The 26,462-nt window shown below is 64.8% G+C and carries 14 protein-coding genes; 11 read left to right on the plus strand and 3 right to left on the minus strand.

Annotation, left to right across the window (positions count from 1 at the left end; translation table 11 throughout):
* Window positions 1-34 precede the first annotated feature (34 nt).
* Window positions 35-976, plus strand: coding sequence for a FecR family protein (locus tag AO356_RS24770; protein WP_060743195.1), 942 nt, complete (start codon window positions 35-37; stop codon window positions 974-976).
* Between the two features lie 227 nt (window positions 977-1,203).
* Here AO356_RS24770 and AO356_RS24775 read toward each other — a convergent pair whose 3' ends face one another.
* Window positions 1,204-1,815: a PulJ/GspJ family protein gene (locus AO356_RS24775; protein ID WP_060742016.1), complete on the minus strand. Its 612-nt coding sequence runs from the start codon at window positions 1,813-1,815 to the stop codon at window positions 1,204-1,206.
* Window positions 1,812-2,264 carry a type II secretion system minor pseudopilin GspH gene (gspH, locus tag AO356_RS24780; RefSeq protein ID WP_060742017.1) on the minus strand — a complete coding sequence of 151 codons (453 nt, stop codon included), beginning with the start codon at window positions 2,262-2,264 and terminating at the stop codon, window positions 1,812-1,814. Before gspH ends, AO356_RS24775 begins: the two co-directional genes overlap by 4 nt.
* Window positions 2,265-2,381: 117 nt before the next feature.
* Here gspH and AO356_RS24785 point away from each other — a divergent pair, with 117 nt between their 5' ends.
* Window positions 2,382-2,852 (plus strand): type II secretion system protein N, encoded by a 471-nt coding sequence (locus tag AO356_RS24785; RefSeq protein ID WP_060742018.1) that lies wholly within the window; start codon window positions 2,382-2,384, stop codon window positions 2,850-2,852.
* Between the two features lie 75 nt (window positions 2,853-2,927).
* On the opposite strand, the gene gspI is transcribed toward AO356_RS24785, so the two are convergent.
* Window positions 2,928-3,305, minus strand: coding sequence for a type II secretion system minor pseudopilin GspI (gspI, locus tag AO356_RS24790; RefSeq protein WP_060742019.1), 378 nt, complete (start codon window positions 3,303-3,305; stop codon window positions 2,928-2,930).
* Window positions 3,306-3,453: 148 nt separating this feature from the next.
* Between gspI and gspG the strand changes: the two genes are divergently transcribed.
* The 9 genes from gspG to AO356_RS24835 all read left to right on the plus strand — a co-directional run bounded on the left by gspG (window position 3,454) and on the right by AO356_RS24835 (window position 26,311).
* Complete coding sequence (gene gspG / locus AO356_RS24795) at window positions 3,454-3,903, plus strand: type II secretion system major pseudopilin GspG (RefSeq protein ID WP_060742020.1); 450 nt, start codon at window positions 3,454-3,456, stop codon at window positions 3,901-3,903.
* 8 nt (window positions 3,904-3,911) lie between these two features.
* Window positions 3,912-4,898: a type II secretion system minor pseudopilin GspK gene (gene gspK / locus AO356_RS24800; protein ID WP_060743196.1), complete on the plus strand. Its 987-nt coding sequence runs from the start codon at window positions 3,912-3,914 to the stop codon at window positions 4,896-4,898.
* Window positions 4,895-6,076 (plus strand): type II secretion system protein GspL, encoded by a 1,182-nt coding sequence (gspL, locus tag AO356_RS24805; RefSeq protein WP_060742021.1) that lies wholly within the window; start codon window positions 4,895-4,897, stop codon window positions 6,074-6,076. The genes gspK and gspL overlap by 4 nt, the downstream gene beginning before the upstream one ends.
* Window positions 6,069-6,644 (plus strand): type II secretion system protein GspM, encoded by a 576-nt coding sequence (gene gspM / locus AO356_RS24810; protein ID WP_060742022.1) that lies wholly within the window; start codon window positions 6,069-6,071, stop codon window positions 6,642-6,644. Before gspL ends, gspM begins: the two co-directional genes overlap by 8 nt.
* Entirely contained in the window at window positions 6,641-9,001 is a 2,361-nt protein-coding gene (gene gspD / locus AO356_RS24815; protein WP_060742023.1) for a type II secretion system secretin GspD, read from the plus strand. Before gspM ends, gspD begins: the two co-directional genes overlap by 4 nt.
* Window positions 9,002-9,170: 169 nt before the next feature.
* Window positions 9,171-10,589, plus strand: a complete 1,419-nt coding sequence (gene gspE / locus AO356_RS24820) for a type II secretion system ATPase GspE (RefSeq protein WP_060742024.1) — start codon at window positions 9,171-9,173, stop codon at window positions 10,587-10,589.
* Window positions 10,589-11,800 (plus strand): type II secretion system inner membrane protein GspF, encoded by a 1,212-nt coding sequence (gspF, locus tag AO356_RS24825; protein ID WP_060742025.1) that lies wholly within the window; start codon window positions 10,589-10,591, stop codon window positions 11,798-11,800. Before gspE ends, gspF begins: the two co-directional genes overlap by 1 nt.
* 509 nt (window positions 11,801-12,309) lie before the next feature.
* On the plus strand, window positions 12,310-13,479 hold the full coding sequence (locus tag AO356_RS24830) for a substrate-binding domain-containing protein (protein WP_060742026.1): 1,170 nt from the start codon (window positions 12,310-12,312) through the stop codon (window positions 13,477-13,479).
* Between the two features lie 214 nt (window positions 13,480-13,693).
* The gene (locus tag AO356_RS24835; RefSeq protein ID WP_060742027.1) at window positions 13,694-26,311 is read left to right on the plus strand and encodes a filamentous hemagglutinin family protein; all 12,618 of its coding nucleotides are present in this window, start codon (window positions 13,694-13,696) and stop codon (window positions 26,309-26,311) included.
* Window positions 26,312-26,462 lie beyond the last annotated feature (151 nt).

A 26,462-nucleotide genomic window follows, 5' to 3' on the forward strand; every position in this document is an offset into this window, starting at 1 on the left:
TAGAGACCCGACCCTTTCATGAGTGTGTGTGCGCTTGAACATCTTCAGCATCGCTTCCCCTGATGCCACGCCCCAGGCCCGATTGGCCAGCGAGGCCCGAGATTGGCTGATCCTGCTGACCTCGGGGCGCGCCACCGTGGCCGATGCCCGGGCCTTGCGCCTGTGGTGCGGGCAAAGTCCCGAACATGCGCAGGCCTTTGAACAGGCCAAGGCGCTGTGGCATGGGCTGCAACCTGCCGCCGCAGCGTTGCAGGCGCCTCGGCATTTCGGTCGTCGGGCGTTGTTGGGTGGCGCCCTCGCGGCATCGGCGGCTTTCCTGCTGATCCGCGCCACGGTGCCCGGCGGTGTTTCCGGGCTGGGGGCCGACTACATCACCGAGGTCGGCGAACAGCGCCGAGTGGAATGGGGCGAGGGCGTCAGCCTGGAGCTCAACACCCAGACCCGTCTCAGCCGTCGCGCGCTGGCCGATGGCGGGCAAGGGTTGGAATTGCTCAGTGGCGAAATTGAAGTGCAGGGGCGCAGTGCCCAGGTGGTCAGCGTCCAGGCCGGCACCGGTTGGATCAGCGCCGCCCGGGCACGCTTCAACATCCGCTACACCGGCCAGAGCGTCTGCGCGACCTGCCTGGAGGGTGTGGTGCAGGTCGAAGTGCAAGGCCAGCGGTTTCGCCTGGAACCGGGTATGCAACTGACTTACGACCCTCACCAGGTGGGCGCGCCCAAGCGTGCGGATGTGTCGGCCGCCATTGCCTGGCGTGAGCAGGTGCTGGTGTTCAACGACGCGACCCTGGCCAGCGTCATCGATGAAATCAACCGCTACCGTCCCGGCATGTTGCTGCTGCTCAACCGCGAACTGGGCCAGCGCAAGGTCCAGGCACGGTTTCGCCTCGACCAGTTGGCGGGCGTGGCGCTGTTGATCCGCGATGCCTACGGCGCCAAATGCACCGAGTTGCCGGGTGGGGTGGTGGTGCTGAGCTGAGGCCGGCGATGCCTGGCGGGCCTCATCGCGAGCAAGCTCAGCTCCCACAGAGGATTGTGGGCGGATGCTGAATCTGTGGGGCCCCACGAACTCCTGTGGGAGCTGAGCTTGCTCGCGATGAGGGCGGCACACTCAATCCAGATGCAAGCTGACCAACCGCTATCGCGAGCTTACTCCTGCAAGGGGCCTGTGTTGGGCTCTGGCCTTGAAGGTCCTCCAGTAACCGCCTAATCCAGCGGCCCCAACACCTGTCGATACGTTTCGGCCCCCTGAGATGTCTGGCGAGTCAGGCTGACCTCGATGCCCGTCGGGTTTTCCTGGCGGTTGCCGCTGAGTTTGCGCCAGCCTTTTTCCGTGTCCCAGTACCGCAGGCCGGCGTCGCTGACGTCACTGAGCACGGCCACGCCCGGGCCGGGTGCGGGCAGGGGGTAACGGTTGCGGGCCTGGCCCTGGGCGCGGTAAAGCGTGTCGCCCTTGAGCCACCAGCGCACCCGTTGCAGCTCGCCTTCCTGGGCCGCCGCCACGCGGATCACATCCAGGCGAAAGCCCCGACCTTCGGTGCTGCGCACGGTGAGGGCGGGCGGGGCGGTCGAGGGCTGGTCGTCGACGCCGGGTTTGACCGGTTCGCTCAGCTCGATGCTGGCGCGCAGGGCCACGTCGCGCTCCAGTTGGTTCAGCACCCGCAGCAGCGCTTCGGTCTGCTCGGTACTGGCCTGCAAATGGCTGTCGGCACGGGTCACGCTGTCCAGCCCGCGCCAGGCGATCAGGCTGACCACCGCCATCAGCAGGATCGCCACCATCACCTCCAGCAAAGTGAAGCCGTTCTCCCGGGCGCTCATTGGAGTTGCACCCGCCCGGCGGAACTGCGTTGCACAGTGAGACTGTTCTGGCCGTCCGACAAACGGATCTGCAAGGGTTCGCCGATCCATTCGGCATTCAACACGACCCGCTGCCTGGGTTCCACGCGCACTTCCATCGACGGACTCTGCCAGCGACGTCGACGCAGTTGCGGGTCGTCCTCGAAGCGATCGACCCCGGTGCCCCGGTCCGCGCGGCGACTGAAGCCAAAGCCCTTGGCATCCCAGCGCCAGGTAATCGGCCGTCCGTCGCTGCGTGCTTCGGTCTGGGCCAGTTGCAACAGCTGCACCAGCCGTTCGCCATCCTGGCGCAGCAACTTCAACGGGTCCGGCTTGATGCTCAGGCTCACGGCGGCACTGGCGATGCCGATGATCACCAGCACCACCATCAATTCGATCAGGGTAAAACCGCGTTGCTTGCCGAGGTTCATGTGCGCTCCTTTGCGTGAGCGTCATCCTGCACGGTGAAGATGATAGGGATGTGAAATAAAACGGAGAGAATTGACGCGTACGCTGCAACTTGGAATCAAAAAAAGGAGATTCAGGCCATGGCGTTCATCGAGCGTGTGTCCCCGGCGCAAATCGTCCAGGTCGTGGGCTTGTTGGCGGCGTTGGCCGGGGTGGCGACCTGGTCTTCGCTGCTGCTCACCTCGGCCGAGTCGCGCACGCCGGACGTCGCCCCGCAGCGCATGGCCGAGCGTTCCGATAACCCGGCGTTGCAATGGTTCTCCAACCAGCCGGCACCGGTGGACATCAAGGTCAGCGGCGTGCTGGCCGGTACCCACGCCGCCGTGGCGATCCTCAGCCTCAACGACGGGCCGCCGCGCAGTTTCCTGGTGGGTGAAAGGGTGGCCCAAGGCGTACGGTTGGTGGCGATCGAGGCGCAGGCGGTGGTCATCGAACGTGGCAATGAGCAGACCCGGCTGGTCCTGGCCCGGTTGCCGGATTCGGTGGTTTTGCCCTCGCTGTGGGAGCAAGGCTTGCCCGCGATGAAGACGGTGCAGTCTCCGAGGAAATGAGGCGCCTGCATCGCGGGCAAGCCTTGCTCCCATAGATAAACCCCTCGTCACAGAGGATGTGTTAATCCACGCCATTCAAGGTTTGTCCCGGCTGACCAACGTCTCCAGCCGAGCCAGCGGCGGGGCTTCGCGACTGCGGTCCGACACGCTCAGTTCAACCCGCAGCAGCCGGCCGTTTTCCGCCGGGCGCAGGGTCTGTTCGCAGCGCAGCAGCAAGCGCCCCTGGTCGCATTCGAACACTTTGGAACCCTGGGCAAAACGGCCTTCCAGGCGCAACTGCGCCAGTTGGCTGCGAGCGGCCAGCAGGGCGATGGATTTGTCCCGCAGCAGGCCGTTGCTCTGGGTCATCACTGCCGCCACGCGCACGGCGGCCGACATGGCCACGGCGATGATCGCCAGGGCCACCAGCACTTCGATCAGGGTGAAGCCGGCTTGCGGAGCAGGGCGTGGCATGGCGCGGGCTCAGGTGCGAGGGCAGCCTTCAAGGGTAGCCGGCGTTCGTGACCGATTGACGACGCAAGCTCCTGAGCAATTTCAATATCACTGACATATTTTCTTGCAACACTGCGCCTCGAATCGAATCCAGCGAAGGACCGTCGAGATGCAGATCGCCCGTTACAACGCCCGTTCCCAAGGCCCTCGCGGGCAGCGGGGTTTCACCCTGATCGAAATCATGGTCGTGGTGGTGATCCTCGGCATCCTGGCGGCGATGGTGGTGCCCAAGGTCCTCGACCGCCCCGACCAGGCGCGGGCAACGGCGGCGAAACAGGACATTGGCGGCCTGATGCAAGCCTTGAAGCTGTATCGTCTGGACCACGGCAGTTACCCGAGCATGAACCAGGGTCTCAAGGTGCTGGTGGAGAAACCGGCCGATGCGAAAAACGGCACCTGGCGCTCCTACCTCGAGCGCCTGCCCAACGACCCTTGGGGCCGCCCCTACAACTACCTCAACCCCGGTGCCAACGGCGAAGTCGATATCTTTTCCCTGGGGGCCGACGGCCAGCCTGATGGCGACGGCGTGAATGCCGACATTGGCTCCTGGCAGCTGTAAGGGCGATGATGCGAACGGATTCGCCCCTCGCGGCGAAGCAGCGCGGCATGGCGGTGATCAGTGCCTTGCTGATCGCCGCCGTGGTGGCGGTCATCGCCGGCGGCATGCTGACCCGCCAGACCCTGTTCACTCGCAGCCTGGAGGCCGAGCAGTTGCGTGTCCAGGGCACGGCGCGGTTGCAGGGCGGCCTGCAACTGAGTCGCCAGTTGCTCCGGGATGCCCGCCAGCGCGATCCACTGACGCGCTTCGGCCAACCCTGGGCCAAACCCATCGTGATACCGGGTTCAGGCCAGATCGACACACCGTTCGAAGGCCAGTTGGAAGATGAGCAAGGCAAGTTCAACCTGCGCAACCTCGTCGCCAATGAGCGCGTGGACGAGGAGCAAGTGCGCGCCTTCGAACGCCTGTGCCAGCAGTTGGGCGTGGCCGCGACGGTTCGCACGCGTATCGTCGACAGGGTGGTCGAGGCCTATCCGCGCCTGTTGAATCCGCAGCGGGTGGACCAGGCGCCAAAGACCAATACGTTCAACAGTGGTCGCGAAACGTCGCCCCAGGCCGACGATACGCCACTGGCCCCGACGCGGCCGATGCTGCGCACCTTGCAAGACTTGCGCAGCGTCAAAGGCGTCACCACGCGGTTACTGGACACACTGGCGCCTTACGTGACGATCCTGCCCACCAACACCTGGCTCAATGGCAACACCGCCAGTGCCCCGGTGCTGGCCGCCTACGTGCCGGGGCTGTCCCTGCAACGGGCCGAGGCACTGGTCAGGGAGCGTGACGGCGGCCATTGGTTTATCAACCGCGGGGATTTCGTCAATCGCCTGCGCATGCCGGAGCTGGAGACCGCCAGCGTCAAGGTCGGCATCACCAGCGACTGGTTCCGTCTGCGGGGGCAGGCGCGCAGTGGTCAGCGGCGGGTCGAACTGGAAGCTTTGCTGCAACGCACCGAGGACCGCTTGCCCCAGGTGATCTGGTCAAGGGTGGGGGTATGACGCGCTTGCGTATCGCCCTGGCGCCGCTGGGCTGCCTGGACCTCGACAGCCCGCTGGCGTTTGCCTGGCTGGATCGCCACGGCCAGGTCCGCGAGCAAGGCCGCAGCAGCCTTCGTGCGTTGGGCCAGCGGGGTAAAAACCTTTCGGTGGAGTGTTTCCTTCATCCCCGCGACAGCGTGTTGACCCGCCTGGAGTTGCCGCTGTTGCCGGCGGCCAAGATCAGCGCCGCGGTGACGTGCGCGGCCCAGGCCCTGATGCTCGGCGCCAGCGAACACATGCAGGTGGCCCATAGCCCGCGCGACATTGACGGGCAGGTGCAGATTACCTGGCTGGACCGTGAATCCCTCGCCAATCTCGGACGGCTAGTGCACCAGGCCGGCATGAAACTGCGCGGCCTCTACCCGGCGGCCTACGCCTTGCCGGTGCTGTCGGGGCCGGTGGCCTGCATCGAGGACGACCATCTGCTGGTGCGCCATGGCCTGCAGCACGCCGTGGTGCAACCGTTGCAGGAGGAGGCGCTGGACGAGTGGTTGCTGGAAACGGGGGCTGGGCTGCACTGGATCGGCGCCGCGCCGGCACAATCTTCCTTCGACACTTTGGCGGAAGGCCAACGCTGGACTGGCCCTGCACCGGGCTGGGGCTTGCATGCCGGTCTTGCACGCAACGCCGTCGAGCGCGGTGGCTGGGGCCGGGCGGTGGCGATCTGCGCGACAGCGCTGGCGGTGTGGGTGGTCGGGTTGAACCTCTATGCAGCCCGCGAAGCGGCCCAGGGCCAACGGCTCAAGGCGCAGATGAGCCAGCGGGTGAAACAGGCGTTCCCTGAGTTGCCGGTGATCCTCAACCCGTTGCAACAGGCTCGCCAGCAGATCGCTGCGCGCCAGAGCGGTGCGGCGACCGATCCGGCCCAACGCTTTGCCAGCCTGGTGCAGCAGGCGGGCAGCGCCATGCCGTTCATGAGCGGCAATGTCCAGGCGTTGGTGTTCGAGAACGGTGAGTTGCGCCTGACTGTCGTGGCCGAGGCGCAGAAAACCGCCGCCGAAGAGGATTGGAAAATCCCCCTGGCCCAGGCCGGCATCGACGTCGTCGCCATCGACCAGGGCTGGCGCCTGCGGGTGGCCGCGGCCGGCCAGGGTACGCAGGACGCCTCCGACGAAACCCCGGACACCGACGATGAATAAGCACTCCCTGGCACTGGCGCGGGTCCGTTGGCAAACCTTTCGCACGCGCTTGCGCACGTTCTGGCAGGGGCTTGCCGTGCGCGAACAAGCTGCCGTGGCTCTGGCTGCGCTGGTGTTGGGCGGCTGTCTGGTCTGGCTCGCGCTGATCCAGCCACCGCTCAAGACCATCGCCTACTGGCAAGCCGAAACCCCGAAGCTGCGATCCCAGACCGAGGCCCTCGAAGTGCTGTTGCGTGACGTCGCCGGGCCGGCGCAAGGCCTGCCCCTTGAAGCCGCCTTGCGCCAGAGCCTGGACGCCAGCGGCTTGAGCCAGCACTACCAATTGCAAGCGCCCGGTACCGAGCGCCCCGGCGCCTGGCAGCTCACGTTCGACCAGGCCCCGGCGGAGGCGGTCATCAGCTGGCTGCTGGGCAATCCACGGCAATTTTCCCTGGAGGTGATCGAAGCCCGTTTACAGCGCACTGCCCTTGCCAATCCCGATAACCACGACAACCTCGACAACAGCGCCGGCACACTGTCCGGAACCGTTCGCATGGATCAGGCGCAAAGCGCTAAGGAAGCTTCATGAAAGGGGCCCGATACCCACGTCATTGGCGCAAGGCCGCGCCGCTGTTGTTGCTGGCGTTGAGTGCGTGCAACAGCACGCCGCCCGCGTCGCAGCCACCGTTGCTGGTGGACAGCGAGCTGGGTATTCCATTGGGGAGTACCCAGCGCAGCGGCGATGCATTGCTCGATCGCCAGCGGGCCCAGGACCTGCGTGAGCGCAAGCCCGCGGTGCGGCATCAGGTCGATCTCACCGCCCGTGCCCGAGAGCCCCGCAGCAATGCGCCGGCGCGCACGCCCCTGGGGGATCAACCGGTGACGCTGAATTTCGTCGAGGCGGATATCCAGGCGGTGGTGCGGGCCTTGTCCCGTTCCACTGGCCAACAGTTCCTGGTGGACCCGCGGGTCAAGGGCAACCTGACGCTGGTGTCCGAAGGCCAGGTCCCGGCTCACCAGGCCTACGACATGCTGCTGGCCGCGCTGCGCATGCAAGGCTTCAGCGTGGTAGACGTGGGCGGCGTGGCCCAGGTGGTGCCGGAGGCCGATGCCAAGCTGTTGGGTGGGCCGATCTACAGCGCCGACAAACCGGCCGGCAACGGCATGCTGACGCGCACCTTCCGCCTGCAATACGAAAACGCGGTGAACCTGATTCCGGTACTGCGCCCGATCGTGTCGCCGAACAACCCGATCAATGCCTACCCGGGCAACAACACCATTGTCGTCACCGATTACGCCGAAAACCTGTCGCGGGTGGCGCAGCTCATCGAAGGCATCGACACCCCGAGTGCCATCGACACCGATGTGGTGCCGATCCACAACGGCATCGCCGTCGACATCGCGCAAATGGTCTCTGACCTGCTGGAAAACCAGGGCGGCGACCAGACCCAGAAGATCAACGTGATCGGCGATCCGCGCTCCAATTCCATCATCATCCGCGCCGGCAGCCCCGAGCGCACGGAGCTGGCGCGCAACCTGATCTACAAGCTCGATAACGCTCAGAACAACCCGAGCAACCTGCACGTGGTGTACCTGCGCAACGCCCAGGCCGGCAAGCTGGCCCAGGCCCTGCGCGGCTTGCTCACCGGGGAAAGCGAAGGCGAGGGCAACGACAACTCGCGCTCGGTCCTCAGTGGCATGGGCGCCAATACCAACGGACAGAGTGGACAGGGCAGCAGTGGCGATGGCACTGGCAGCACCACCAGCGGCAGTGCGTCGACCAGCGGCAACGGCTACGCCCAGGGCAGCAACGGGGCAACCTCCGCTTCGACGAAAAACGAACAGAGCACCGCTTTCAGCGCCGGCGGTGTCACCATCCAGGCCGACGCCACCACCAACACCTTGCTGATCTCCGCGCCGGACCCGCTGTACCGCAACCTGCGGGAAGTCATCGACCTGCTGGACCAGCGTCGCGCCCAAGTGGTGATCGAGAGCCTGATCGTCGAGGTCGGCGAGGACGACGCCAGCGAATTCGGCGTGCAATGGCAGACCGGCAACCTCGGTGGCAGCGGGGTGATCGGCGGGGTCAATCTCGGCGGCAGCGGGCTCAACCTCAACGGCAAGACCAGCATCGATGTCTTGCCCCAGGGCCTGAACCTCGGCGTGGTCAACGGCACCGTGGACATTCCCGGCATCGGCAAGATCCTCGACCTCAAGGTCCTGGCCCGGGCCTTGAAGAGCAAGGGCGGCACCAACGTGCTGTCGACGCCGAACCTGCTGACCCTGGACAACGAAGCGGCGAGCATTTTCGTCGGCCAGACCATTCCCTTCGTCAGCGGCAGCTACGTCACGGGCGGGGGCGGCACCAGCAACAACCCGTTCCAGACCGTGACCCGCGAGGAGGTGGGTTTGAAGCTCAATGTCCGGCCGCAGATTTCCGAAGGCGGGACGGTCAAGCTCGACATCTACCAGGAGGTCAGCAGCGTCGATAATCGCGCCTCGAGCACCACGGGTATCGTCACCAACAAGCGCGCCATCGACACCAGCATCCTGCTCGACGACGGGCAGATCATGGTCCTTGGCGGGCTGCTGCAGGATGGCTACAGCCAGAGCAACGACGCGGTACCGTGGCTGTCGACGATTCCCGGGATCGGCGCGCTGTTTCGTAACGAACGGCGGCAGATCACCAAGACCAACCTGATGGTGTTCCTGCGGCCCTATATCATCCGCGACACGGCGGCGGGACGCGGCATTACCCTCAACCGCTACGACTTCATGCGCCGCGCCCAGGGCCTGCTGCAACCGGATCGCAGCTGGGCAATGCCGGACATGCAGGCGCCGCAACTGCCGGCCTCGGCGAGGGCGATCCCGGGGACGCCGCCTGCCGGGCCGCAGATGCCCAGGGCGGTGATCAAGGCGGTGCCGGTCGAAGGAGGCACTCGCTGATGAACATCAGCGGCATGCACAAAGCTGAGGCCAGCCCAAGACACTGTGGGAGCGAGCTTGCTCGCGATGACGGCCGTTCAGTCAACCTCATTGCAACTGACCCACCGCTATCGCGAGCAAGCTCGCTCCCACAGGGGATATGTGTGTTTCTTGGGGCCGAGGTGTCGGCATGAACACCCTCCCATACGCCTGGGCCAAGGCCCAGCGCCTGGTGTTGCGCCAGTCCGAAGAGGGGGCGGTGCTGATGGTGTGCCCGTCCACGCCGGGCTGGTCCATCAGTGAAGTGCGCCGTCAGTTCGGCGACGTGCGGCTGGAGCGGGTGCGCGACGAGGAGCTCGACGGGCTGCTCAACAGTGCCTATGCCGACACCGGCAGTGCCGCCGCAGTGGTGGGCGCGGCGGAAAACGAAGTCGACCTCGACCGGCTGATGCAGGACATCCCCGAGATCACCGACCTGCTGGACACCCAGGACGGCGCGCCGGTGATTCGCATGATCAATGCCTTGCTGACCCAGGCCGCACGGGATGAGGCCAGCGACATCCACATCGAACCCTACGAGAGCCATTCAGTGGTGCGCTATCGCGTCGACGGCACCCTGCGCGATGTGGTTTCGCCGCGCAAGGCCCTGCACGGTGCGCTGGTGTCGCGGATCAAGATCATGGCCCAGCTCGACATCGCCGAAAAACGCTTGCCCCAGGACGGCCGCATCGCTTTGCGCGTCGCCGGTCGACCGATCGATATCCGCGTCTCGACGGTGCCCACCGGCCACGGCGAACGGGTGGTGATGCGGTTGCTGGACAAACAGGCCGGCCGCCTGCAACTGGAAACGTTGGGGATGGATCCGGACGTACTGGACAAGCTCGATCACCTGATCCGCCAGCCCCACGGCATCGTCCTGGTCACCGGCCCCACGGGCAGCGGCAAGACCACCAGCCTCTACGCCGCCCTGGCCCGGCTGGACGCCAGTGTCCACAACATCCTCACGGTGGAGGACCCGGTGGAGTACGACCTGCCGGGCATCAGCCAGATCCAGGTCAACGCCAAGATCGACATGACCTTTGCCCTGGCGTTGCGGGCGATCCTGCGCCAGGACCCGGACATCATCATGATCGGCGAAATCCGCGACCTGGAAACCGCACAAATCGCCGTGCAGGCGTCCCTCACCGGTCACCTGGTGCTGGCGACGCTGCACACCAACGACGCGGTGTCGGCCATCAACCGCCTGATCGACATGGGGGTCGAGCCGTTCCTGCTGGCCTCGTCGATGCTCGGCGTGCTGGCCCAGCGACTGGTGCGCAGGTTGTGCCCGCAGTGCAAGCAACCAGATCCCGCCACGCCCGGCACCTGGCGCCCGGTAGGTTGCCCGAGCTGTAACCAGACCGGCTACAGCGGCCGCACCGGGATCCATGAACTGTTCTGCATCGACGATGACATCCGCACGCTGATCCACCAGGGGGCAGGGGAGCAAGCACTGCGCGCCGCCGCCCGCCAGGCCGGCATGTTCAGCATGCGCGAGGATGGCGAGCGCTGGGTGCGCAGTGGCACCACGGCCCCTGAAGAAATCCTGCGCGTGACACGGGACGCCTGATGAATCGCTACCGTTTCGAGGCCGCCGACGCCCAGGGCAAGATCGAATCCGGACACTTGGAAGCCGACAGCCAGGGGGCGGCCTTCAACCTGTTGCGCAGTCGCGGGCTGACGGCATTGCAGGTGCAGGTCGAGCGCAACACGACACCGGCCAACGGCGGTGGCTTGTTCAGCGCCAAACTCTCGGACAACGACCTGGCCTGGGCCACCCGGCAACTGGCGAGCCTGCTGGGCGCGAGCCTGCCGTTGGAAGCCGCGTTGAGTGCCACGGTGGAACAGGCCGAGCGCAAGCACATCGCCCAGACCTTGAGCGCGGTGCGCGCCGATGTGCGCAGCGGCATGCGCCTGGCCGAAGCCCTGGCGGCACGTCCCCGGGATTTTCCGGAAATCTATCGGGCGTTGATTGCCGCCGGTGAAGAGTCCGGCGACCTGGCCCAGGTGATGGAGCGATTGGCGGACTACATCGAGGAGCGCAATAACCTGCGGGGCAAGATTCTCACGGCGTTCATCTACCCCGGGGTAGTGGGGCTGGTGTCGGTCGCCATCGTGATTTTCCTGCTCAGCTACGTGGTGCCCCAGGTGGTCAGTGCATTTTCCCAGGCCCGCCAGGACCTGCCGGCGCTGACCGTGGCGATGCTCACCGCCAGCGATTTCATTCGGGCCTGGGGCTGGTTGTGTTTTGGCGTGCTGGCCGGCGGGTTCTGGAGTTGGCGCATGTACTTGCGCAAACCGGCGGCGCGGTTGAACTGGCACGCGCGGGTGTTGCGCCTGCCGCTGATCGGGCGTTTTGTACTGGGCCTCAACACCGCGCGCTTTGCCTCGACCCTGGCGATTCTCGGCGGAGCCGGGGTGCCGTTGCTGCGAGCACTCGAAGCCGCCCGCCAGACCCTGTCCAACGACCGCCTGAGCCAGAGCGTCAGCGAGGCCACGGCCAAGGTCCGCGAAGGGGTCAACCTGGCGGCGGCGCTGCGGGTGGAAAAAGTCTTCCCACCGGTGCTGATCCACCTGATCGCCAGCGGTGAGAAAACCGGCTGCCTGCCACCGATGCTCGAACGCGCCGCGCAAACCCTGTCCCGCGACATCGAACGTCGCGCCATGGGCATGACTGCGTTGCTGGAACCGTTGATGATCGTGGTTATGGGCGGCGTGGTGCTGGTGATCGTCATGGCGGTGCTGTTGCCGATCATCGAGATCAACCAGTTGGTGCAATAGCCCTCCGCGCAAAAACCGTGGCGAGGGAGCTTGCTCCCGCTGGGCTGCGCAGCAGACCCAAAACCTGACTTTCCAGTACAACAGACAGATCGCAATCAGCCCGTCTGGGGTCGCTTCGCAACCCAGCGGGAGCAAGCTCCCTCGCCACAAAAGCAGCCCGTTGTTTTGCAGTGATGCAACACCTCCCGAGCCTCTCCATCGCCAAACTCGGGTTCCTCGTTCTGTCATGTTTACGCGCCTGCCCACCGCCTGCCGCCACCTTCACGGTGAACCCTTGCCGCATCCCCGCAAGAACCAGCCGAACCCTCAGCCCAGAGCCCTCGAACACCCGAGGAAAAAGCCTAAAAAACAGCCCTCGGCTCCCGAGGTTTTTTCCTTTATCTGTCACCGGAAACTGCGAATTTCTAACCCATGGCCTCACCCCATCGCCATCGGCACAGGACCGAGCGCCATGACGGCAAGCACGCGTCACCCAACCTACGTACGAACACGATGAAAGGAGATTCTTCATGTTTAAGCGCAACGTTCTCGCGGTATCCCTGACCCTCGCCGGCCTCTGCGCCGCTCAGGCCGCCATGGCTGATGTCAATGGCGGTGGTGCTACCTTGCCTCAGCCGCTGTACCAGACTTCCGGCGTCCTGACTGCCGGTTTCGCCCCTTACATCGGCGTGGGCAGTGGTGCCGGCAAGTCGGCTTTCCTGACCAACGACTACACCAAGTTCGTGCCAGGCGACACCAGCGGCAAGAAAGTGCACTGGGCTGGTAGTGACTCCAAGCTGAGCGCCACCGAACTGAGCACCTACGTCAGCGCCCACGGTGCCGCCTGGGGTCCATTGATCCAGGTGCCTTCGGTCGCCACCTCGGTTGCCATTCCGTTCAACAAGACCGGCACTGCCAACGTCAACCTGAGCGTCAATCAGCTGTGCGGTGTGTTCTCCGGCCGTTTGACCGACTGGAGCCAGATCACCGGTTCGGGCCGTACCGGCGCGATCACTGTGGTTTACCGTGCAGAAAGCAGTGGCACCACCGAGCTGTTCACCCGCTTCCTGAACGCCAAGTGCGCTGAAACCGGCACCTTTGCCATCACCACCAACTTCGCTTCCAGCTACAGCGGCGGCCTGCCAGCCGGCGCCGTTTCCGCCACTGGCAGCCAGGCTGTGATGACTGCAGTGAACGCCGCCCAAGGCCGTATCAGCTACATGAGCCCGGACTACGCGGCTACCACCCTGGCCGGTCTGGACGACGCCACCAAGGTCGCCCGCGTTGCCGGTGTTTCCCCAGCCCCAGCCAACGTATCGGCCGCCATCGCCGCTGTCGCGGTACCTGCCGTCGCCAACCGCTCCAACCCGAACGCCTGGGTACCGGTGTTCGCCGCTACCACCAACCCAAGCGACCCTAGCGTCGTAGCCTACCCATCCACCGGCTACCCGATCCTGGGCTTCACCAACGTGATCTTCAGCCAGTGCTACGCCGATGCGACCCAGACCACTCAGGTTCGCAACTTCTTCAGCCGCCACTACGGTTCGTTGACCAACAACGACTCGGCCATCACCGCCAACCGTTTCGTGCCGCTGCCTTCGGCCTGGAAAACCGCTATTCGTGACTCTTTCGTCACCGCCTCCAGCGGCCTGAGCATCGGCAACACCAGCGTCTGCAACGCCATCGGTCGTCCGTTGTAAGCCCACGCTTGAGCGACCCGCAATACCCGGTCAGCAACGGTGAAAGCCGTTGCTGACTTTTTGCGTCATAGCCGTACCAACACAGCCACATGAAATTTTCATGACATCCGTTCGGTCGCGAGCGGTTGTAACCGCCTAACCCCTATAACCAACGCTGGCAGCTTGATGGCACTGCGTTGCGCCCCCTTAGAGCGAACCCGAAAGGATGAGTAGGATGCTGCGCTGCAAACCCCAGACGAACCTGAATGCTTCACGTCGCGATGGCGAGTTGTCGATGTTGCGGCTCAAGCCGCTGGCCCAGGCCATTGCCCTGCTGATGGTGGCCGGCAATGCCCAGGCGGCGACCGCGTTCAGTTCGGCCTGGTTTGCCGCCAAGGGTGCGTCCCAGGCTGGTGGTACGGGGCGGCCCACGACGGCGCAGCCGGGCATGCCACCACCCCTGGCGCAGCAGCAACGGGCCAATGCGCAGTTGCAGCGGTCGCTGACCAACCTCAACAACACCGTGGCCGCCATCGCAGCCCAGCAGGCGGCGCAAGCGGCAGGAAGGCAGGCCGCGTTCGGGCAAATCCAGACCGTGCCCGACGGCTTGGGCGAGGGCGGCCTCAAGGTCGATAACAGCCTGACCCAGGGCTGGCTCAACGCCAAGGGACCGCAGCAGACCCAGGCCGGCGGCAAGACCACGGTGAAGATCGAGCAGATCGCCGACAAGGCGATTCTCAACTGGGAAACCTTCAACGTCGGGCGCAACACCACGGTGGATTTCCAGCAGCAGTCGGACTGGGCCGTGCTCAACCGAGTCAACGACCCCCAGGCGCGACCGAGCCAGATCCAGGGCCAGATCAAGGGCAATGGCACGGTGATGCTGGTCAACCGCAACGGCATCATTTTCAGCGGCAGCAGCCAGGTTAACGTGCGCAATCTGGCGGCGGTGGCGGCCAACGTCAGCGATGAACAATTCAGCAAGCGCGGCTTGTACGTCGATGCCACCGGCAGCCAACCGACCTTCACCGACGCGGCGGGCAAGATTGAAGTGCAGCAGGGCGCACTGATCGAAACCCATCGCGCTGCCACCTCCACGGCCGGTGGTGGTTATGCCTTGCTGCTGGGGTCCGAAGTGGAGAACGCCGGTTCCATCATCACTGCCAAGGGCCAGACCACCCTGGCGGCGGGTGACAGCTTCTACATCCGGCGCGGCCAGGGCACCAGCGGCAACCTGCGTTCCACCACCCGTGGCAACGAGGTCGCGACGTCCCTCAAGCCCGGCAGCAGCGCCGGCACGGTGATCAACAGCGGCCTGATCCAGGTCAGCACCGGCGACATCACCCTCACCGGGCACAACGTGCAGCAGAACGGCGTGGCGGTGGCCAGCAGTTCGGTGGACACCCGCGGCACCGTGCACCTGCTCAACGCCGCGAGCGACAGCAGCGGCAGCGTGACCCTGGGGCAGGGCAGCGCCACGGCGGTGTTGCTCGATGCTGGCGGCGGCAGTGCCCTGGATAGCCAGCGCAACGCCGGACCGGCCGGCCTGGATGGCACGCCGAACAACCTGATCACCGGTCAATTCAACAACCTCAGCAGCGTGGTCGACCGCAGCGACCAGTCGCGGGTCGAGATCGTCAGCGGTGGCAGCGTCGACTTCCAGAACGGCTCTATCACCCTGGCCACCGGCGGCCAGGTCGCGGTCAGCGCCGCCGGGCGCAGCCTGGTGCGCGATGGCGCGGTGATCGATGTGTCCGGCGCCATCGGCGTCAAGGTGGCGAAGGAATCCAATTCCATCAAGGTCAACGTGCAGGGCAATGAACAGCGCGACGCCCCGGTCAACCGAGACGGCGGTAAACTGACCAACAACGATGTGTGGGTGGACGTGCGTGACTTGATCTACGTGCCGGCGGGCACTAACGGTTACGCCACCGATCGTTGGTACACGGCGGGTGGATTGTTGGAGGTCGGCGGTTACCTGGGCACCCGCGGCCACAGTGTCGGCGAATGGGCCGCACAAGGCGGTACCCTGACGTTCACCGGCAACGATGTGGTGACCCAGCAGGCGGCGCAGTTGAACCTGTCTGGCGGCACCTTGGATGTGCAGAGCGGCTACCTGCGCCAGTCCTGGCTCAAGGGCGCCGATGGACGCTTGTACGAATTGTCCAAGGCGCCGGGGGACATCCTCTATACCGGCATCTACAAAGGCTACGAAGACCACAGCCAGCGCTGGGGCCAGACCGATTACTACTACAATCCGCTGATCGCCCCGCGCGAGCGTTTTGAGGCCGGCTACACCGTTGGCCGCGATGCCGGCAAGCTGGTGGTATCGACCCGCAACGCGGTGCTGGAAGGCCAGATCGTTGGAGAGGTCTACCAGGGTGAACGCCAGACCCAGGCGCCGAACCTCAACCTTGATGGTTACCAGCAATCGCAAAACGCCGTGGCCCGACGGGCTCAGTTGTGGGTAGGCAGCTACACACCGATCTATGACAAGACCAGTGGCGTGATCAATAGCGGCCTGAACCCCATCTTCGATCAGGTCACCGTCGGCAAGGTGACCGACAAGATTGCCGCGGGCCTGGACCTGACCTCGGTGGTCGGCAGCGACCGGCAAGGCAAGTTGGTGCTGGATAACGCGCTGCTCAATGGCTTCCAGCTCGGCGCGGTCAAGGTGGCAGCGGCGCAAGGCATCAACGTCGATGGCACGCTCAAGGTGGCCGATGGCGGGGATATCACGCTTTATGCGCCGCAGGTGGAGGTGAACGCCGACCTGACCGCCCGTAGTGGGCGCATTGCCTTGGGTAACGTGCTTAAACAGGTCCGAACCGATAATTTCCAGATGGAAGACGTTGTGCTTTCGCCCGCCACCGGTCAGCGCGCCGCGATCACGCTGGGCGAGGGGGTGACATTGAACACCGCTGGTCGGTGGAGCAATCTGCTACTCGACGGAAACGATCACCAGGGCCTGCCGTTCCTCAATGGCGGCGTTGTGTCTGTACGCAGCAGCGGCGACATCGATGTGCGCCAGGGCAGCCTGATCGACGTCAGCTCCGGTGCTGCGGTCATGGCCGATGGCAAGACCCGTGGCGGCAAGGGCGGTGACCTGACCCTGACCGCGAGTACCGGCACGTCGTCCAGTAATGGTGCCTTGAACCTGGGCGGCGAATTGCGCGGCACCGGCGTGAATGGCGGCGGGACCTTGAAACTGGCGGCCAACAAAGTGCTGATCGGCGACAGCGGTTCGCCCCTCGAACCCGGCACCTTGCAACTGGGCGGTGACTTCTTCGACAAAGGCTTCTCGGCCTATGACATCACCGGTAACCAAGGCCTGACCGTGGCCGAAGGCACCCGCGTCGATGTGACGATGCCGGTGTACCGTTTCGGCGAGCAGGCGTTGAGCACCGGCAGCGGCGCAGAACCGGCCGATGCGTTGCAGCGCTGGACGCCGCAGCTGTACCAGGAAGATGCGATCAAAGGCGTCCTGACCCAGCGTCGCGGCGCAAGCCTGAGCCTCACTGCCGGTACCGCGAACTCCAGCGCGGCCGACATGGCCAGCACGGTGTTGAACCTGGGCAAGGGCAGCGTGATCAGCGTCGATCCGGGGCAGGGCATCGATGTGCGCAGCATCGGTCAACTGACCGCCAACGGCACCCTTAATGCGTGGGGTGGGCGGGTCAGCCTCACCGGGTTGAGCGTCATCGGTGCGCAGGGTGAAGCCGTCAACGCCCAGGGCCACGGTCGTTCCATCTGGCTGGGCGAGCAAGCGCTGATCGACGTCTCCAGTCGGGCCGTGACCGCCCAGGATATGCGCGGGCAGACCTATGGCTTGGTACGTGATGGCGGGCAGATTGTCATCGGCGGCCAGATCGATGCCACAAAGGGTTCGGCTTCCGCATCCGAACTGTTTGTCGTGGTGCGCGACGGCGCGCGTCTGCAAGCGGATGGCAGCCAGGCCGTGCTGGATATTCCCGGCCAGGGACGCACGTCGGTGGCGAGCGATGGCGGCAGTATTTCCCTGGCGTCGGCCAATGGTTTGTACCTGGATGGCGATTTCAGCGCTCGTTCGGGGGGCACGGGGGCGGCAGGGGGCAGTTTGTCGGTGGCCCTGGAAACGCCGTATTACCGCAACGATGCGGTCAGTGACCGGGTGTTGCAAGTGCGTGAGCTGGTGCTCGGGCAAAACGCCCAAGCGACCCTGCCGGGCGACACGGCCGAAACCTCGGCGGATTCACTGGTCTACGGTCACGGCCGATTGGGTGTGGATCAGGTCCAGTCGGGTGGCTTCGACAGCCTGGCTCTGTTGAGCAACGGGCTGTTGAGCATCGATGGCGACGTGTCGTTGTCCCTTGGCCAAAGCCTGAGCCTGTATGCCCGCAGTTTTGTAACCCGTGCAGCCGCGCCAAATACCCGGGCTCAACTCAATGCTTCCCATGTACTGCTGTCGGGCCCCGCGGCCAACCTTCCAAACAGGGATAACTACGTCCGACCGGTGGTCGATGGCGGCGTATCGTTGCAGACGAACAAGGCCGTGTTTTCTGTCAACGCAGACCTGCTGGATGTGCAGGGTAACGTGACCTTCAGTAGCAAGGGTACCGTGCGACAGGCCGACGGCAGCACGGTCGAGTTGGAGCGCGCCGGTTTTGACCGGGTTCAGTTAAGCAGTCGGGGGGATGTGCGATTCCTGGCCGGGTTCTCGAACGATGGATTGCCTACAGGCTTTACCACCCAACTCCTGACGCCTTCGGACATGATGTTGCAAGCCGCTCAGCTGTATCCAGCGACGGGCGTTGGCGCCCGGGTTTTGGCGGGTTGGAGCATGACCGCGGAGGGAACGCCGCAATATGATCCTTTGCGCAGCCTGGTCATCGGGCGAACGACCCAAACCACGTCCCAGGTGCCTTACTCGGCATTCGGGCGCTTGCAATTGGGTAGCGCAAGGATTGAACAGGGCGGGGTGGTACGGGCACCGCTGGGTTTGATTGAAATCGGCACCAATGGTGGTCCCGGGGAAGCCATCACCGATCGGATCAACCTGTTGCCGGGCAGCTTGACCTCGGTCAGTGGCCTGGGTCTGGTCATGCCGTATGGCGGCACTGTCGATGGTCAGAGTTACCAGTATGCCGGCAAGAAGGTTGTGCTGCTGGGGCAAGGCGCGGTTCCTTCCGAAAACGGCGACATTAATATCGGCGTGATTCTGGGCGGCAAGTCGGTGGAGGGCCAGGAAGGCTCGGTACTCGACCTTTCGGGTGGCGGTGACTTGCTCGGTGCTGGTTTCATCTCCGGCCGTGGCGGTTCCACCGACGCACGCTTCAACCCGTTGGTACAAATTGGCACGAACGGCGGCTTCACCCTGCCGGGGCTGTCCAGCAATCCGGTCTACGCTATCGTGCCGGGCAATCAGAGCCAGTATGCGCCGGTCGCCCCCGAAGGCGGTGCGGTGGATCCGCGAGTAGGCCAGCAAATTACCATTGGCGCCGGTGTGCCAGGGCTCGCCGCCGGTACCTATACCCTGATGCCGTCCACGTATGCGTTGATGCCAGGAGCGTTCCGAGTCGAGGTCAACGGCCTGGCGGGGCAAGGCCTCACAACGGGCGCGCAACAGATGCGCAACGGCTCCTGGACCACCGCTGGCGTGCTCTCGGTCGCCAATACCGGACAGCGCGACAGTTTGTCCAGCCAGGTCATCCTGACGTCGGGGGATGTGCTGCGTCGCTACTCGCAATATAACGAAACCAGCTACGCCCAGTTTGCCGTGGCCGATGCCGCTCGCCTGGGCGTGCCTCGGGCCGTCTTGCCGGTCGATGCCAAGACCTTGAAGTTAAGCCTGTCGCCTGGCGCGGGAGATCAGGCGTTTTCCTTCAAGGGCATCGGCAAGTTCGCGCCTCAAACGGGGGGGTATGGTGGTACTGTCGCTGTGACTGCTATCGCGAATAAGGCGTTGGAGGTGGTAGCCGAGGGAAGTGGGGCGACGGCCGGCTTCGAAGGCGTGACCCTCAATGCCGAGAGCCTGAATGCGTTGAATGCCTCGCGCCAAGTGATCGGTGGCCAGTTTTCAGTGATCTATGGACAAGGCGGCAATTACATCAGCCCGCAGAAGGTGTCGAGCAGCGTGATCTTGCGCGAAGGCGCGACCTTGGCAGCTCCCGAAGTATTCCTTCTGTCCAGTGGCGGGGAAGTGCTGGTGGAGCAAGGCGCCGCCATCAATACCATTGGCCGGGGCAAGGCCGCCTATGACGCCCGTGATGGTTTTATCTATAACCTGAGCGGGAAATCGCTCAACTACAGCATGCTGGCTGCCTCCAACGGCTTGCTCAATGTGCTTGCGCCCGAGTCGGGTTCCAACGGCTCCATCAACATCGGCGGTTGCAGCCTGATAGCGTGCAGTGGCGTCACACGGATTCATTCCGAGGGCAGTATCGTCGCCGCTTCGGGCGGCAGCGTGGCCCTGAGTGACCAAGTGCGCTACGGCACCCGTCACCTGACCCTGGCCCTGAGTAATATCAACGTCGGCACCGCCCAGGCACTCAGCGATGCGGCGATGCGCCAGGTCTTGCCAGGGGGGCTGACCCTGAGCCAGACCGTGCTTGATCGCCTGTTGCATGGCGACACCGAATATGGCGCACCGGCCCTGGAAACCCTAGAGCTGTCGGCCCGCGAGGCGTTGAATTTCTACGCAACCGTCAGCCTCGACACGTATGACCCGGTCACCGGCAAATCGCGCCTGAGCAACCTGATGCTCAGCACCCCGGCCATCTATGGCGCCGGCAACGCCAATGACGTGGCGACCATCCGCACCGCCAACCTGATCTGGAACGGCGCTGTTGGCGCGCCGGGTTCGGTGATTGCCGGCGGGGCTGGCACCGGCGCCGGTCGCCTGGATATCCAGGCCCAGCGCATCGAGTTCGGTTACGGTGCCTTTACCCAGCCCAGCTCGATCACCACCCTGGATCGCCTGGCGCTGGGATTCGCCAACGTCAACCTCAGCGCCAGCGAACGCCTGACCGCCAACCACAAGGGCAGCCTGGCGGTGTATCAGAACCAGGGGGCCTATGACGCGAAAACGGGCTATGCCTACAGCGGCGGCAACCTGAACATCCTTACCCCGTTGCTCACCGGTGAGGCCGGTTCGGTCAACCGCATTACTGCGGGCGGGGCGGTCAATGTAGCAGGCACGACCGCTAAGCCGGGCACTGTCTCCGGGCTTGGGGGTGAGTTGTCCCTCAAGGGCCAACGTCTCAATCTCGCCAGTGCCGTGGTGCTGCCCAGCGGCAAGCTCACCCTCAGCGCGACGGATGACCTGACCCTCGCCGACGAAGCGTTGATCGATGTAGCCGGTCGCGCGATCACCTTCAACGATGTCACGCGCTACAGCGCCGGTGGCGAGGTGATCCTGCAAAGCCGCAACGGCAACATCCGCCAGGCCGGTGGGTCGAGCATCGACCTCTCGGCTCGCAATAATCAGGCTGGCCGGCTCAGTGCGGTGGCGTTGGACGAGGCGGCCGGGCTGGTCGACCTGCAAGGACGAATCCTCGGCAGCAGCAGTGGCGAGTATGACGCCGGCGGCACCGCCACGCCGTACCTGGCCGGCGGCGTGGAAATCCAGGCCCAGCGCCTGGGCGACAGCGGCGATCTCAGCGAGCAGTTCGCGGCCCTGAACCAACGTTTGAACGATGGACAGGTCTACGGCTCCCGTGGCTTCCAGCTCAAACAGGGCGACCTGGTGATCGGTAACGAACTCAAGGCCTCGACCATCAGCGTGTCGGTCGACAACGGAAACCTGTTGGTCAATGGCAAGGTAGACGCCAGCGGCGAGCGGGTCGGCAGCATCCGGCTCGCCGCCGGGCGCGCCCTGACCCTGGGCAGCAACGCGGTGCTCGACGCCCACGGCAATCGCCTGCGTGTAGACAGCTACGGCAAGATCATCGACTCACCGAACCGCGCCATGGTCGACCTGACCTCCCGGGGCGGCGTGCTGACATTGGCCGACGGCGCGCGCATCGATCTGCGTCATGGCACCGCGGCGCCTGCGGGGCAGCATGATGGTCGCGCTCGCGGCACCCTGGAGCTCAATGCCCGGCGCGCCGGCCCGGATGCCACCCACGGTGACATTGCCATCGACGCCAGCGGCAGCCTGGATATCCAGGGCGCACGGTCCATCGCCGTCAATGGTATGTGGCAATACAACGACGCCGCCTTTGGCAGCGATCCGGCGGCCAGTGGCCGTCCGTATCAGGTCATCGACCAGGCCTATCTGGATGGCAAGCATCAGGACAGCCTCGCCTTCATCAACGCGGCGCTGGCCAACAGCGATTTGATGCAACGCAAACTCGCTGGTCTGAACAACGCCCGTTATGCCGATGCGTTCCACCTGCGGCCCGGCGTCGAGATCGTCAGTGCGACGGCCGACGGTGACCTGGTGGTGCAGGGGGACCTGGACCTGTCCGGTTATCGCTACGCCAGTGTCAACCCGCACACCCGGCAAACCGCCGTGTACGGTTCCGGCGAGGCCGGCGCGCTGACCCTGCGCGCCGGGGGCGACCTGAGTATCTACGGCAGCATCAACGACGGATTCGCTCCGCCGCCCGCCACTCAGGATGACAAAGGCTGGGTGTTGCTGCCCGGCATCGATTTCACCGGTGGCGACATCGTTGTCCCCGGTGCCGGCGTGACCCTGGCCGACGGTACGGCGTTCCCGGCGGGAACCACGCTCAACTACGACTTACCCATCAAAAACGTGACCCTGGCGGCCGGCACCCGGTTGCCAGTGGCGGCGATCCTGGAACAACCCTTGGAACTGCCGGCCGGCACGGTATTGGCGGCGGCGGTGCACGACGCCTCCGGCAACCTGCTGTTTGCCGCGGGCACTTTGCTGAGCCGGGCCCAGACCCTCGAAGCCGGCTCGCAGTTGGGCGCCGGCAGCGTGTTGAGCGGCGCCGCCGCATTGCTCGGTTTTACCTGGCCCAAGGGCGTGGCGCTGCCCAACGTGGCCAACGCGGGCAATGTCCAGAGCAATATCCTCAGGCTGGACGGCAGCCTGGCGCTGAACCGTGGTTCGCTGATCCCGTCCGGGACCGATGTGAAGTTGCCGGATGGCGTCGAGTCGATCCAGCTACGTCCGGAAGTCGCTGGCAGCCAGGGGCGGATGTGGGCCGTCGCGCCGATGCTCGCCGAGGGTTCGCAATCCTGGTCGTTGCGGTTGGTGGCCGGGGCCGATACGACGGCGGCGGACAGCCGGATCGTCCAGCCCGATCCGGTACAAGGCGACTTGCGTCTTGCCGATAGTCACTACGGCATGTTTGGCAAATCCGTGCCGGCCAAGGGCACCTATCGGTGGACTCAACAAGGGGTCGATGAGCTGGCGGGCGCGGGGTTCACGGTAGAGCTAGGCCAAACCGTTGACCTGGACATCGTGAGCAATTTTGGCTACGACTCGGTTGACGCCTTCTGTGCGGATTTCGCCGGTATTTGCGCGCTTCAAGCTTCTTACAGATGGACCAAGGCCGCGGAGGAGGAATTGGCAGGTTCCGGCTTTGAGGTCAAGGCCGGCGAGCTGATCAGCCAGGCCGCTGCGCAGTTTTTCCAGTTCGATTCGGTTCAGTCACTCTGCGACGCGGCGCCGAGCGTCTGTGCCCCCGCAGACGTGGAGTATGAAGCGGTTGCCGGCAGTGTCCGTCCGAGCGTCATCCGCACCGGTACCGGGGACCTGGAACTGCTTAGCGGTGGCAGCCTGCGCATGGATTCGTTGTTCGGCATCTACACCGCCGGCACCTCGTCAGCACCAACGTTCCCGGGCGATCCCTACAACCAGCCCAAGGCCCTGGGCGCCAACGGCAAGGAGCTCAACGACGAGGATGGCAGCAACGAAAAGCTGGTCGATGGCGGCACTGAAAGTCTCTATCGCGCCTGGTATCCGGACGCGGGCGGTAATCTGTTGCTCAAGGTCGGCGGCGACCTCAGCGGTAACCTGACCGCGCCTGCAGCAACCCCGAACGGACGACCGAATCCTTCCGACATTGGCCAGGACTCGGCCAATGTGGGTAATTGGCTCTGGCGCCAGGGCAATGGTGATTCAGTGAGCAGCCAGCCGACCGCCTGGTGGATCAACTTCGGTAGTTATACCGCGTCGACGGTATCGGGTGGCGCTGATCAAATGGCCGCCTTCACCGGGGTCGGAACTTTGGGTGGCGGTGATCTGGATGTACAGGTGAAGGGTGACGCGGGCGTGTTGAACCGGCTCGCCGGTGGCGACTTCAACTCAAACATCAGCCCTCGTAGCCAGGGGCTGCTGTTGGCGGTGGGCAGCACTGGACGTGTGGGCGCTGATGGCAGCCTGCAATTGACCGGCGGTGGTGACCTGAGGCTGCGGGTGGGGGGCGTTCTGAATTCCGATAGCCGGCTCACGGACGGGCGTCTCAGTGGCGCAGTGATCAATCTGCGTGGGCATGCGCAGCTCGACAGCAGCGCGATCGGGCGAATCGACCTGCGCTACGGTAATCAGGGCACGGACCAGTCCCCGGGGGAAACGCGGGCTTACGATTCCTTCCGCTCCACACGCGGCCAGGCAACCGGTGGCTTGACCCTGATGCCAGGCGACGCGACGTTCAATCTTTCGACCCTGGGCGACCTGGTGGTGCAGGAGGTCGTAGACCCGGGGAGAGCGCCGATAATGAGCGTTTCGCCCTTCAAGAATGGCGAGATCAATGGGGCGGGTGTGAGCTGGTTTACGCTGTGGACGGCCAATACGGCAGTGGACCTTTGGTCGTCGGGGGGCAATATGACGCCCCTGGTGTCAGAAATCGAGACCGACCTGTCGGTGGTCTATCCCTCCATCCTGCGGGCTGTGGCCGCCAGTGGCAGTCTTTATTATGGCCAGGCCAAGGTTTTTGGTACCGCAGGCTACGATGGCAGTTATCGCAGGGCGCTGCTACTCGCACCCGGTATCAACAGCGAGCTGCAGTTCCTGGCCGGCGACTCCATCTATGGCGGCGACCTGACGGTCAGTCGTTCCGGGGCCTCGTCTGCGGCCATGGCCACCCCGCTGCGGCCGGCTTTCATGGGGCTTGTCAATGGAAGTGTGGTGGTCAGTAACCTCTCTGCCGATGCCAATAGTGTCTCCATAGGCGCGAATACATTGCCGTTGTTTGCTTTTGACAGCAGCAGCGCTGCCGACGAATGGGCGACCAACACCGATCCTGCCCGTTTCTATGCGCTCAAGGGCGACTTGCTGGCCGTCAATAGCGGGCGGGCGATGACGTTCACCACCCCGAGTGACAGCCGATTCGGCCAGACCTATTACGAAGGAACCGGGTCGGTGTGGATGATGGCCGGACGGGACATCGTCAGCAGCGGCACCCCGCTGAGTGGCGGCAGGGGCGGTGAGTCGGTCACGGGGGAGTACACCAGCACCGGCAACCTCTTCATCCACAACAACCCCACCGACATCTCCATCGTCTTCGCCGGGCGCGACATCCTCTACAGCAACTTCAACGTCGCCGGTCCCGGCCTGCTGGAAATCACCGCCGGGCGCAACATCCTGATGGACGACAAGGTCAGCATCACCAGCCTCGGCGCCGTGGTGCCAGGGGATTCGCGCCCTGGCGCGAGCCTGGTGCTGCAAGCCGGCGCGGGTCTCAACGGCGCGGATTACGAGCGCTTCGTCAAGGCCTACCTGGACCCGGCGAACCAGGCCTTGGCCGGTGTGCCGCTGGCGAACCAGGACGGCAAGGTCGCCAAGACCTATGAAACCGAATTGGTGGATTGGCTGGAGAAGCGCTTCGGCTTCAGCGGTGACAGCGAACAGGCCCGCAGCTACTTCGCGGCGTTGCCGGCCGAGCAGCAGCGGGTGTTTGCCCGCGACGTGTACTTCGCCGAGCTCAAGGCCGGTGGTCGTGAGTACAACGAAGTGGGCGGCGTGCGCCAGGGCAGCTACCTGCGAGGCCGGGAGGCTATCGACTTGTTGTTCCCAAGCAAGGATGTGGCGGGCAATGCGATCACCTACAAGGGCGACATCACGATGTTCGGCGGGGCGGGGGTGCACACCGATTTTGGTGGCAGTATCCAGATGCTCACCCCGGGTGGCGGGCAGACGTTCGGCATCGAGGGTAACGCACCGCCGTCCACCGCCGGGGTCATTACCCAGGGCGAGGGCGATATCCAGTTGTATGCGCAGAACAGCATCCTGCTGGGGCAGAGCCGAATCATGACCACCTTTGGCGGCTCGATCCTCGGCTGGTCGGCCCAGGGCGATATCAACGCCGGCCGGGGTTCGAAGACCACCGTGGTGTACACGCCGCCCAAGCGTTTGTATGACACCTGGGGCAACGTGACGCTGTCGCCTTCGGTGCCGAGCACCGGGGCCGGTATCGCCACTCTCAACCCCATTGCCGAAGTGGCGCCGGGGGATATCGACCTGATCGCGCCGTTGGGCACCATCGATGCGGGCGAGGCGGGGATCCGGGTGTCGGGCAACGTCAACATCGCGGCGTTGACTGTGGTGAACGCAGCCAACATCCAGACCCAGGGCAAATCCTCCGGCGTGCCGCTGGCGGCCTCGGTGAACACCGGGGCCATCACCTCGGCCAGTTCGGCGGCGTCTTCGGCGACGCAGGCGGCTGAAGACGTGGCCCGTCAGCAACAGAACGCGGCGCGGCAGAACCAGGCGTCGGTGTTTACGGTGCAGGTGGTGAGTTTTGGCTCCGAGCAACTGGCCCCGTCACGCGATGGCGCCAACCGCGACGCGCCTCGCGCCTACGACCCGGCCAGCCCGGTGCAGGTACTGGGCGCGGGGCCTTTGGACGAGCAGAACCGCCAGCGGCTGACCGAGGAGGAGCGGGGGCGGTTGAGTTTGTAGGGGATTGAGCTGCAGTGTGAGGTGGGCTGTGCTGGCCTCATCGCGAGCAAGCTCGCTCCCACAGGGGACTGGGGTGTCCATGAGCTTTTGCCTGCACCACAGCGCCCATTGTGGGAGCTAGGGGTTTAGGAGCTTTGCATGCACCGCAGGT

It is taken from the genome of Pseudomonas fluorescens (assembly GCF_001307275.1).
Lineage (GTDB): Bacteria > Pseudomonadota > Gammaproteobacteria > Pseudomonadales > Pseudomonadaceae > Aquipseudomonas > Aquipseudomonas fluorescens_AA.